Source organism: Maribacter sp., from assembly GCA_020629415.1.
Classification (GTDB): domain Bacteria; phylum Bacteroidota; class Bacteroidia; order Flavobacteriales; family Flavobacteriaceae; genus Maribacter; species Maribacter huludaoensis.
Window position 1 is genome coordinate 1 of the sequence record JAHDDL010000036.1, and the last position, 12,320, is coordinate 12,320.

9 protein-coding genes are annotated in these 12,320 nt (G+C 34.3%); 3 read left to right on the plus strand and 6 right to left on the minus strand.

Annotation, left to right across the window (positions count from 1 at the left end):
- Window positions 1–156 precede the first annotated feature (156 nt).
- From QZ657_RS13525 to QZ657_RS13535, 3 genes are all read right to left on the minus strand, one after another.
- Window positions 157–2,148, minus strand: coding sequence for a putative porin (locus tag QZ657_RS13525; RefSeq protein WP_291967541.1), 1,992 nt, complete (start codon window positions 2,146–2,148; stop codon window positions 157–159).
- Window positions 2,149–2,264: 116 nt separating this feature from the next.
- Window positions 2,265–3,683: a hypothetical protein gene (locus QZ657_RS13530; RefSeq protein ID WP_291967543.1), complete on the minus strand. Its 1,419-nt coding sequence runs from the start codon at window positions 3,681–3,683 to the stop codon at window positions 2,265–2,267.
- A 15-nt stretch (window positions 3,684–3,698) separates the two neighbouring features.
- Window positions 3,699–6,512, minus strand: coding sequence for a TonB-dependent receptor domain-containing protein (locus QZ657_RS13535; protein ID WP_291967545.1), 2,814 nt, complete (start codon window positions 6,510–6,512; stop codon window positions 3,699–3,701).
- 207 nt (window positions 6,513–6,719) lie between these two features.
- On the opposite strand from QZ657_RS13535, the gene QZ657_RS13540 reads away from it, so the two are divergent.
- The 3 genes from QZ657_RS13540 to QZ657_RS13550 all read left to right on the plus strand — a co-directional run bounded on the left by QZ657_RS13540 (window position 6,720) and on the right by QZ657_RS13550 (window position 10,606).
- On the plus strand, window positions 6,720–7,301 hold the full coding sequence (locus tag QZ657_RS13540; RefSeq protein WP_291967547.1) for a ribonuclease HII: 582 nt from the start codon (window positions 6,720–6,722) through the stop codon (window positions 7,299–7,301).
- 41 nt (window positions 7,302–7,342) lie between these two features.
- A complete protein-coding gene (locus QZ657_RS13545; protein ID WP_291967549.1) occupies window positions 7,343–9,796 on the plus strand; it encodes a ribonuclease HII in 2,454 nt (817 codons plus the stop codon).
- Window positions 9,797–9,913: 117 nt separating this feature from the next.
- The gene (locus tag QZ657_RS13550; RefSeq protein ID WP_291967551.1) at window positions 9,914–10,606 is read left to right on the plus strand and encodes a hypothetical protein; all 693 of its coding nucleotides are present in this window, start codon (window positions 9,914–9,916) and stop codon (window positions 10,604–10,606) included.
- Window positions 10,607–10,635: 29 nt separating this feature from the next.
- Here the strand turns inward: QZ657_RS13550 and lipB are convergent, their stop codons facing one another.
- The 3 genes from lipB to QZ657_RS13565 are packed head-to-tail and all read right to left on the minus strand — an operon-like array spanning window position 10,636 to window position 12,280.
- Window positions 10,636–11,349, minus strand: coding sequence for a lipoyl(octanoyl) transferase LipB (gene lipB, locus QZ657_RS13555; RefSeq protein ID WP_291967553.1), 714 nt, complete (start codon window positions 11,347–11,349; stop codon window positions 10,636–10,638).
- Between the two features lie 26 nt (window positions 11,350–11,375).
- The gene (locus QZ657_RS13560; RefSeq protein WP_291961627.1) at window positions 11,376–12,113 is read right to left on the minus strand and encodes a hypothetical protein; all 738 of its coding nucleotides are present in this window, start codon (window positions 12,111–12,113) and stop codon (window positions 11,376–11,378) included.
- Between the two features lie 11 nt (window positions 12,114–12,124).
- The gene (locus QZ657_RS13565; RefSeq protein ID WP_073240341.1) at window positions 12,125–12,280 is read right to left on the minus strand and encodes a YqaE/Pmp3 family membrane protein; all 156 of its coding nucleotides are present in this window, start codon (window positions 12,278–12,280) and stop codon (window positions 12,125–12,127) included.
- Between the last annotated feature and the right edge of the window lie 40 nt (window positions 12,281–12,320).

Here is a 12,320-nt window from a genome sequence, read left to right on the forward strand (position 1 = left end):
ACCAAAGTTTTTGAACACATACATAACTGCATGATTATGACACATTTGCACATAGTAGAAATTACAGCGGGATTAAGATTCTAAAAATCAATGCACTAGCAAATCAAACTATCATAATCAGCTTATTGTCAACAACTTATAAATGACGTCAAAAGACTAAGAAAAGAAATTCCACACCAAACCGAAGCGTATAACGAAATCACGATAAGGATAATTTGGTGCAGCATAATAATCATATCCAGAAAAAGAGGCATTAAAATGCTCAGCTTTTAAATAAATTCTTGTTTGTTTTATTCTAGCATTGATAAAGAAATCCAATAATGGATACCCGCCCAACTCTTCTTCATTCTGTACATAGAACTCACCAAGTACAGGATTATAACCATTCATATTATAACTGGAGAAATATTTAAATGTAATACCTGTTTGCAAGTACATTGCTTTTTTAAACACATCAGAAGAAAAATAAAGCGTATTCCTTATTACTAATTGGGGTACATTTAGCACTTGCGTATCTTGAGTTACATTTTGATACATAACAGTATTGTTCAATGCAAACATACCAACCTTAAATTCTTTTTCATATTTCACTTTCAAATGGGACACAGTATTTCCCTCTTGTAAAGGTTTTAAGAATGCATTTTCCAAATCATCTTCAATAGCAACATCTGAAACCGGAGCAAAATAGGTATAGTTATCCAGATTACTATACTTCACCATAAGGTTACCCCAAGTGCTTGAAAGCAATTCTCCTTTGATACTACTGGCACGCTCTTTATCGAATAGTTCACTATTGTTCCAATTATAATTAAGGTATTCACTTTGATATAATAGATAATTGAAATTTGGCATTCTGCTGGAGGTATGCAAAGAGAATCGCAATCTATTATTTTTATTTATTGCATAAGAAGCCGATGCATTAAAAAGATTACCTGCTAATTCTCCTGAAATATTATACTTTAAATCAGCTTGAAAATCAAATTCACCTATTCGCTTTTCATATTTACCGACTAAACCGAACTCCGTTCCGTTCAACCTACTTGGAATAACGGTACCATCTGCTTGCGTAAAGCGGCTATTGAAATAATAATCATAATTATACGCATTAACACCGCCGGTCAATCTACCCAATGTTTTATTGTAGAATTCCGCATTTACTTCATTATAAAAGGTCTTTAAAATAGCCTTATCGTCGATAACACTTAAAATAGCCTCCCCAAACAAAGTATCATTAGCTGTTTCTAAAAATTGATAATATTTAGTTTCATAATCAAAGGTATGACCAATAGACAATGATGTTTTTTCGAACCGAGTAGAATCTAGTTGAGTTCTCACCAGTTTATAGGTATGATCCAAATAATATCTTTTGCCCAATATTTTATTGCTTGCGTCATCTAAATACACATCAACCCTAGGTCTATTAATAAAGTCTTCGTCGCCAGACTCAAACTGCTCTTCTTTTTCAGATAAACCACCATTTTCTTCTGAGGTAATATTCTGAGCTGCTATGTGGGCCCTTAATGCATATCTTCCATTTTTTGACAAGTAGTTTGTCGTTGTTACAAAATTACCGGATTCTACCTGGGCATCATTATACTTACCAAAAGAGCGGAAACCGATATAACCGATTGAAAAATTCAACCTTCTAGATGTATTGAACGCCAAATTAGCATCTAAAAGTTGTCCTTCTTCCAATGTTGTCTTAAAAAACAACTCTGTCATAGGGGTTGCCACATTATAGTAATTTATTTGCTCTTTCTCTAAATACTTGCGGTCTTTTGCCGTTGCACCTAAATTTGGATATGCCCCTACCCTTTCAAAATCTACTCCTAATTCATTATAAGCCTGACCTATATTTGAAAATGACATTAATTCAAAATCATCTTCCCGCAGGTAATTATATTTATATTCTTTCTGAATGGTTAAAGTAGTGTCTAAATAGGTAGTATCTCTCTCAAATGATATAATCTTATAATCTTTGATCGTTAAGATTATAGTATCATTTTTTATTTTTTTCTTAGGGTCTAATGGCTTTGTTTTTTTTTCAAATGATAGTGAATCATTCTTTTTTTCCGGTCTTTTGATAAGATCCTGCCCAAACATCACTGAAGCTGTTAAACACAATAAAACTAAAAGTATATATTTCATGTAGCTTTGTTAGCCCTGCAAAGTTAATTTTTTTGTTGCTAAGTAAATGTGAAAGTTTACCATAAAAAAAAGCCCCTATTAGAAATAGGGGCTTTCATCAATTTAACCGATTAAGTTTATTCAAAAGGAACTACTTGATCAGATGTTTTATTTGCAACAAGAATATCATTTAAATCTATTACAGTAGTAGCAACTCCTGTAGCCGCATCATAAGTAATCGCATCTAAATCTGCAACAACTGCAGAAATAAAAGAAGGAACAACCGGAGTTGTACCCAAATCACCCTCGTTGATATTTTCATTAATTAAAATTTCATTTTCATCGATAACAAGTTTCACACCCATATCTACCATACGTAGTCCTTCAGCAATAAACACCTCTTGCCTAGTTCTATATAATAAAGACAAACCAGCATCATCATCTTGCATAGCTGCAATATCATCCGCAGTCAAAGAAGTACCAGAAACAGAAGGAACTTCAACTTCACCTAATTGACGATCAAGCACTAAACCAGACCTACCGTTAACAACAACATCAGCGTTATCCGGTCTTGAACCTGCTTCAACCTGTGTTCTATCTTCAATAGAATCATCAATAGTACGAACCTCTCTATTTGCTATTAGATCTAACAAAGCAGTTAAATTTGCTCTAGCACTATCAATATCATCGTCCGAAAGATTTGCTTCAGCCAAAATCAAATAAGCTTCTTCAGCCTTTAAATAATGAACAGGTGCATCTTCTTCTGGTGTAAAAAACGAGTATTTAGGATCTAAAAAGTCTAAACTAGGCAACGGCTGCAAATCATCAAAAGTTGCTCTTTCATATAAAGCATCTTCAAAAGTATTACTTGGACCGTTAGACTCATCAAACATAGCAACCCTATCAAAATCACTATCTAAAGATAATGCCATTGTTGCCGCACTTGCAGCTTCTGCCTTATTACCCAAATAGTAATTAGCTCTTGCCTTACCTAAATGATATTCAGCTTTTGGCGCTAAAGCGATAGCAGCATCAAAAGCGGTAATCGCATTTGCGTAATGTTGAGCGGATGTTACAGGAACCCCAACAGGCTCTTGTGGCAACGCAGAGAAATACATACCTGAAAACAAATATGAAATTCCTTCGAAATAATTGAACTCAGCCTCTATTTCAGCATTATAGTTAGGATCTCCAGGACCAACTTCGGCCAAACCGAAGACAGCCAACTCTCTTAAACGTTGAATTTGTCTTTGAGTATCCCTCATATCAGGATCGGTTATTTGAATAGCCAACCCGTCCATGAATTGATTGAAAAAGGTTTGCGTATTCACATAATTATCAGATCCCAATTCAGAAAGAACCAAAGTCTCATTAAATACATTTGCCAATTGTCTTTCTAACCCCGTAAGCCATATTGATGACGAATTAGGTTGACCAACAACCGATGCTTCAGACAAATTAGGATTTTCTACTTCTTTATAATCGACTACGTCGCCAAAGTCTCCTGTACAGCCAACTGCTAGTATAGCTGCCGTAATTATTATTAGTTTTTTCATTTTTACAATTTTTTATTAAAATTCAAACTTTAACGAAGCTACATAAGTACGTGGCGCCGACTCTGTACCATAGGCAAAACCACCACTGGCAAAACCATTTTGAGCGGAAATACCAGAACCTGTAGTTTCCGGATCAAAGTTACCTGCTGTCCAGTTAAATGGATTTGTAACCGTTACACCCAATCTAACATTGCTGAACAATGGTTTTGCTATATCACCAAAGTTGTAAGACGCTCCAATATTTCTAACTTTTAAATAATCACTATCGAAAACGAAGAAATTCACATAATTAAAAGGTGATGTAGTACCTATTAGATCTTCAGGAATTCCGGCATCATCAGTACCTCTCAAGTGTCTTAACAAGAAACTTAAGTCAGTAATTTTACCTCCAAATTGGTAATCTGCAGTAGCGAAGAAATTAAAATCACCATAGGTATAATTTAATCCCATTGACCCAAAATTAGGAGCAAAAGTATCCCCTAAAGCGGTATTAGCTTCAAATGCATAAGAACCATCATCCTGAAGTACTGCAGCCGTACCTCTTAAATAACCAAGACTTTGACCCTCTTCTACAACAGAACCTAAAACCGTAAAACCACCCACTACGAATGGCGGAGCACCACCAGAATCAGTAACCAAGTTATCAACTTGATTGTATGATAAATTTATACTCAAACTTTGTTTTTCAGTTTGTAATGGTGTAGCTGTCAAGGCAAATTCATAACCTTTATTTTCTACCTCACCAATATTTTGAATTTGATTCAATTGACCCGAAGACGGAGCAGCTTGAGGCGTAAACAATGCATCTTCTGTTATACCAATATATCTTGTACCGCTTAATGTCAATCTATTACTAAAGAAACCTAGCTCTAAACCAAATTCAGTAGTCTTAACCCTTTCAGACACTAATTCGTCATTACCAGGGTTATCAAATGTAAAAGAAGGATTACCTAAGAATGCATTTTGAGCAAATGTTTGATCTTGATCAAATGGTTGAGCAAAATTTGTTGCCTCACCATAGTTAGCTCTTAGTTTAATAGTAGAAACTATATCGCTTATACCAGCTTCTTTGTAAAAATCATGATCACTAAGATTATAGGTAAGACCTACTTTAGGTAAAAACAAAGGACTTGTATTAGACCCTGAAATTGTGTTTTTATCCAATCTACCTCCAAACTCCAAGAAAGCAACATTGTAAATACCAATATTTTCTAAAAAGTAAAGACCATAATTTGCGTTTTCCAATACGAAATCAGAAAAAGTTTGTTCAGAGAAATTATTTAAAGACCTAGTACCATCTACACCACCAGATCCATTCAACCTGTTCTGTCTATCAGAAGACCTAAAAAATTGAGCACCTAAAATACTTACAAATGAAAAATCATCAGTATAAGCCTTGTGTGTAAGGTTCAAATCAGTCGTAACCGTAAATGCAGATCTTAAAACTCTTGTTAACTCACCTTGATCTGTTGTACCGGGAGCTATACTTCCCAACTCTACCAACAGCTGATTACTTACTAATTCTTCTTGAACCGTATTTCTATTATCAATACCTAAGGTAGCATTTACTTGAAAATTATCGTTTACGTCATAGATAAATTTATTCGATGCAGTAACACGATTTGTAGTACTGGAAATATCTACTAATTGACCAATACGGGAATACCTTGCAAGTTCATCTTGCCATTCTGCATCCGAAAATCCTTCAGTATCACCCCTAGAAGACCCCTCTATGTTAGAGAATCTTGAAAAACTAGTATTTGCATTATAATCCAAGTTTGACTCAAAGTTTACAAACGATAAAGATCCTTGATATCTCAATTTATCCGTAACTCTTGCTGTCATACCAAAAGAAAATGTTCTTCTAATTTGTTCGTTGATATCGTTATAGCTGTCATCTTTATACAAACTTCCACCAAAGTTGTATGAAAATTTTTCTGAACCCCCACTTAGACCAACTCTAAATTGCTGAGACCAACCAGGTTGAAAAATAGCCTCGGCAGTTCTATCATATCTTAAGTAATCTTCAGTAGCTTTAATAACACCTACACTGCTTTCAAAGAAAGCGGTACTCTTACCATCTTTACCTTTTTTAGTAATGATCTGAATAATACCATTTGCAGCATCAGCACCATACAATGTTGTTGCGGCACCACCTTTGATGTATTCAATTCTTTCAATAGATTCCATTGGAATATCCGCCAAAGCAGATACGTTGGCACCACCAGTAGCAATTCCTAATTCTGGATTAGAATTTAAATTATCAACACGTATACCATCAATAATTACAACCGGAGTTGCAGAAGACGCTGCTGATATAGGACCACGAGTACGAATGATGGCAGCCGTACCTGGCTGACCACTACTTAAACGAACTTGCGCACTAGGAGTTGTAGATTGTAACAACTGATCTATTTGAGTAGCAGGCAACTTATCAATATCCTCCGAATCTAAAACATCAACAGTAGTTGATAATTTTCTACGGGCAATACCTGAACCCTGACCTGTTACAATTACTTCTTCCAATGCCTCTGCATCTTCTTCCAATTGTACATCAATGGTGTTAGAAGCACCAATTGTCATTGTTACTGTTTTTTGACCTAGGTAAGAAAATCTTAATTTTTCACCCTCGTTCGCATTAACGGCATAGTTACCATCAAAATCTGTTTGAGATCCTTTAGTTGTTCCAACAACTACAACGGACACTCCCGGTAAAGGCAAACCGCTCTGATCGGTTACAACACCGGTCACTGTTTTTTCCTGTGCAAAGGAAAATGTCATGAAGAGCACCAACAAAGGTGTCAACATCCACGTCAACTTCTGTTTCATAAAATTTGTTTTTGAATTAGCTTGCGCCAAAAGTCCAAAATTTTGCTTACTATTCCAAAGACTATCTTAACTCAAAAAAATTATATGTTAAAAAAACACTTATTATTATTTTTTTCTTCAACAAACGTCAATTTTTTTAAAAAAAATTAAAATTTTTAACATTAAAAACAGATTAAATATTCAATAATTTAAGTTAAAAAAAACATAATGCTTCTTAAATTTTACAAAAATCTTAACGAATCTGGCACAGACGAGGCCGGTAGAGGCTGCTTAGCGGGACCTGTAACCGCCGCAGCAATAATACTGCCAGAATCTTTTGAAAATTCTATACTAACAGATTCCAAACTTTTGTCTGAACGTAAAAGAGAAATGCTTGAACCACTTTTAAAAGAGAAAAGCATCTGTTTTGGAATAGCACATATTCAACCTGAAACTATTGATAAAATCAATATTTTAAACGCCTCAATTTTAGGCATGCACCAAGCAATAGACGCCTTATCTAAAAAACCTGAGTACATAATCGTTGATGGTAATAGATTTAAAAGCTACAAGAACATACCGCACTCTTGTATTGTAAAAGGAGATTCCAAATATTTAAGTATTGCCGCAGCTTCCGTTTTGGCAAAAACTGCACGTGATGCCTATATGTTAAAATTACACGAAGAATATCCTATGTACAATTGGAAAAAAAATAAGGGGTACCCTACAAAAGAGCATAAAGCTGCCATTAAAAAATACGGAGCCACAAAATACCATAGAATGAGTTTTAAGCTTTTGCCAGACCATTAATTATTGTGTACAAAAAGTATAAATTTGCACAAACTATTCTCATGAGATTTACTTATTTATCTGCTATAATCCTTCTTTTAAGTATTTCGTGTTCGTCTAAAAAGGAATCTAAAAATTCTATCTTAGATTTAATACCGGGCAATGCCACTATTATCCTTAGAATTAATGATTTTGAAACACTTAACAGCGAACTCTCTACCAACGAAATATATAATTCCATTAAACTGGAAAAACCTTTTGTAGATATTAAGAAAATTTTATCCCCATTACATTATTTCTCAAATAAAACCAATGGATTAATTACACTATCGGCCGATAGTACAAAAATAGATTTTACCTACATTACTACAGATTCCCTTAACCATATTAACTTTGATAGTATAACAAACAAAAGTATTGAAACACAAAGTTTTAAAGATTACAACATCACTAAATACATAATTGAAAAAGATACTTTTTATAGTACACTTGTAGAGGAACATGCGGTTCTGTGTTCTTCTAAACTTTTATTGGAAAACCTATTAAATTCTATTGATAGCAACATTAAAAATGAATCTTTAGATAAATTCTACAATATATCGGACAATGAAAAAGTGGCTAATATTTGGATAAATCTCGAGAAAGGCAATCTATTATTTAAGAAGTTACTTTTAGATAATCAAAATATTACAAATTTTACTAGTTGGATATCACTAGATCTAACTTTGAACGATTCCGAACTTCTATTAAACGGAATAGCAGCTTCCGACACGGACAGTACTCAGTTCCTAAACCTATTCAACGGCACTAAGCCAATTGAAAACGATACATGGAATATTGTACCTCGCAATATAAATAAGGTTACCTCTTACGGATTAGATGATTTTAAAAAATATTCTCATAACAAACAACTACACGATGAATCAAAATCAGATTTAGATTCACCTCTTAATACAATAGAAGAAATTGTAATTACCAAATACGAAGACGAATCTGTCCTATTTTTAAAAACATATGGCACCGCAACACTGCTTGATTATATCAATGAAGAAAAAATAGCTGCAGAAGAATTTAGTAGCAATGAAATTTGGGAACTAAAACCGAACATTGAAATTTTTGAACCTTTATCCCCTTTGATCGGAGAACAATCTTTTAAATACTCTAGCATAATAGAGAATACGTTTGTTTTTTCCCAAACACAGGGCACCTTAGAAACTGTGATCACCAAAATAAAAACGGGAGATACTTTTGACAAAACCACTTTATATAAAAACGCTGAGAACAAATTAACCTCCTCTTCCAGTATTTTATCCATTTCCAATTATGAAGGTTTTGTGGGCTACCTCAACAAATCAGTCTCTTCAGCTTTAGCCAACTCATTCAAGGAAAGTAAATTAAACGACTATTTATTTGGACAACAAATCATTGCCGATGCAAACTTTTTTCATGTAAATTTCTTGATCAATAAGGTTACGGAGGTTGAGGAACAGAATTCAGTTACTTCTGCATTTGAAGTACAATTTGATACCGATCTTTCTTCATTGCCCCAATTTGTAACCAACCATGGCTCTGGCAGAAAAGAGATTATAGTACAAGACCAAGAAAATAACCTTTACTTGATTTCCAGTAGCGGTAAAATTCTTTGGAAAAAACAACTTAATGGTAGTGTACAAGGTAAAATAGAGCAAGTAGATCTTTTTAAAAACGGAAAACTGCAATTTGCATTTACAACGAACAACGAGTTTTTAATTTTAGATAGAAACGGCAATGAAGTTGCACCGTTCACTAAAAATTATTCCGGAGGAAATTTAAATCCTTTAGCCGTGTTTGACTATGACGGACGCAAAAATTACAGGTTCGTAGTTACCCAAGGCAAAAAAGTTTTTATGTATAATAGCAAAGGTGAAATCGTTAAAGGTTTTACTTATGATACCGCCGAGGCAACTATTCTTGATGCCCCACAACACTTTAGAATCGGTAAAAAGGATTATTTGGTGTTCAAACTTGATAATGGTAAATTAAAGATTATCAACAGGGTTGGTAAAACACGTGTTAACGTGAAAGGCAATTATTCTTTTTCCGATAACAAAATAAGGCTTTATCAAAATAAGTTCACTTTCACCACTGTTGACGGTATTTTATATCAAATTGATTCTCAAGGTAAAATATCCTCAAGCAACCTAAACCTTTCTAAAGACCACGGTATGGATGCAACTTCAAGAACTTTAGCTATCATGAACGATAATATTTTACAGATACGCAATAAAAAAATAGAGCTTGAATTAGGGGTATACTCAAAACCCTCCATTTTCTATTTAAACGATAAAATATATGTATCTGTTACCGACATTCAAAATCAGAAAATATATTTGTTCGATAGCCAGGCCAAGCCCATTCCTAACTTTCCAGTATTTGGTAATTCAGTAATTGATATGGCAGATATCAACTTAAACAAAAAGGTCGAGTTCGTATACCAAAATCAAAATAATAGCATTGAGGTTCTTAAAATACAATAACACGGAAGAAAGCTGAAACCATAATTAAATATGTACCAAGTATACATAAATTCTAAAAACAAAAGTTGTATTTCTTATTTTTAAATAGTTTACAATCAGAATTTTAACTATACCAAAATGAAAATCAAACTATTTATCCCGTTATTGTTTCTGGCAGCAACAATCTCACTATACTCTCAAGATAATTGTAGTAAATTCTACCCCATGAACGAAGGTGTTTCTATGGAATACACTAATTACAATAAAAAAGGAAAAGTAGAGGGCGTAAGTTCATATAAGGTCGTAAAGGCGGTAAACAACGAAAACGCCACCAACGCCACCTTGGCTATAGACCTAAAAGATAATAAAGGGAAGAACGCTTATAGTACAACGTATAATTTAACGTGTACAGGAAATATGGTAACCCTAGATTACGAATCTCTTCTACCTACTGAAATGATGGAACAGTATGGCGATATGGATATTGAAATATCGGGCAACGATATAGAAATACCAAATGATCTTAGCGTTGGCCAAAAACTTAACGATGCCAATGTGGCCATGAAAATTAGCATGAGCGGTATAAATATGAATATGACCGTTGACATGACCAATAGAAATGTAGAGAAAAAAGAAAGTATCAGTACTCCCGCCGGCACTTATGACTGCTACGTACTATACAGTGAAAACCGTTCAAAAATGATGATGGCAAACCAAGTATACCCTTCTAGAGTGTGGCTTGCAGAAGGTGTGGGTATGGTTAAACAAGAAACTTATAAGAAAAATGGAGACCTTATGAGCAGTACCTTACTTACTTCACACAGCAAATAGACTTATGTCAAAATATAAAAAACCGAGGCTTACACCTCGGTTTTTTCATTTACCTCAGCCTCAAAAAGTATTTGAAAATGCTTTAATAATTTTTGCTTCACTTCTTCTATATTTACCTCTTTTTTGCCTAACTCCACATTTAAAGAAGTAACAGCTTTACCTTTTATTCCGCATGGGATCATTAAATCAAAATAACCTAAATCAGCATTGACATTCAATGCAAAACCATGCATGGTTACCCAACGCGATGCTCTTACACCCATGGCGCAAATTTTGCGTGCAAACGGTGTACCAACATCTAACCACACACCTGTTTCACCTGGTGAACGTTCAGATTTTATATCGTACTCTGCCAAAGTCAAAATGACCATTTCCTCTAGAAAACGAAGGTATTTATGTATATCCGTAAAGAAGTTATCCAAATCTAAAATGGGGTAACCTACTATTTGCCCTGGACCATGATAGGTGATATCCCCCCCTCTATTAATCTTATAAAAAGTAGCTCCTTTATCTGCCAAAACCTTTTCATCTACCAAAAGATTGGAAATGTCTCCGCTTTTACCCAAAGTATAGACATGCGGATGCTCTACAAAAAGAAAATGATTGGGAGTTTCTAAGTTCAGCTCTTCTCTTCTATTACGTATTTTTAGATCAAGCGTCTCTTGGAATAGCTGTTCTTGATAATCCCAAGTTTCTTTATAATCCTTAAGACCTAAATCTTGTACTTGCACCTTCTTGTTCATCTTACAAAGATACAAAAAGCAAAATCCTATTTCTCTAACTCTACCTTGATCATAATAGATTCCGGATCTTTCATCATTTCCAAAAAGTTGACTTCATGGATCATCGTTTTTCCATCCATAGAAAAGGTAGCCTCTTCTATATTCGTAGATTTAACTCGTCTTGGAAAATGATATTTAAACGTATACGTAGAACCGGACAAAAACATCTCTGCACTAGCCAAACTATCTATACTTTGTTCAAACAACTCTTGATTTAAGATAACCGCTTCTCGTTTAAAAATGTTCTTTTTAAAAGTATAATTTACGGTCGTCGTTTCTTCTACAGCACCGCTCGGCATTGTTTTTCCGCCAGCAATAGGACCAACCGAACTTGCATTTTGGAATGCGTTAAATGCATCATTTACATCAGATACTTTATTGAAATCGGTAAACATATTAAAATTCATAACCCCACCTTCAGGATCAACGATCATACGCAGACTAAAGGGTTCCAACCTCTTCAACTTAGCTTGTTCTTGCGGTGACAACTGTGCTATACTATCTTTTTTTTCACGCAACAGGTCTTTAAAAACCAAAGTAGAATCTATAGCTTTATCCAGTTTAGTAGAATCTGTTTCAGGTATCATTTGCATCATTTCATCACCGTCAAAAAGAATGCTCATTTTACCTGACCCATCTTCATTAAAATAAATTTCTTCCGTAAAATTGCAGGCAGCAAAAAATACCGTTATTAAAACAACAGTTGTAATTTTAAAAAGTCTCATGTATTTTGTTTCTAGTTAGGATTATTCAAAATGACCAATGCAGCTATTACACCGGGCACCCAGCCGCAAAAAGTCAAAAGTAGAACAATTACAAAAGACCCACAACCTTTACCCAGAACTGCAAGGGGTGGAAAAAATATGGCCAGTAATACTCTAATTAAACTCATTTAATTATTATTTTGATTGATTGATGTACCTTATACGTCG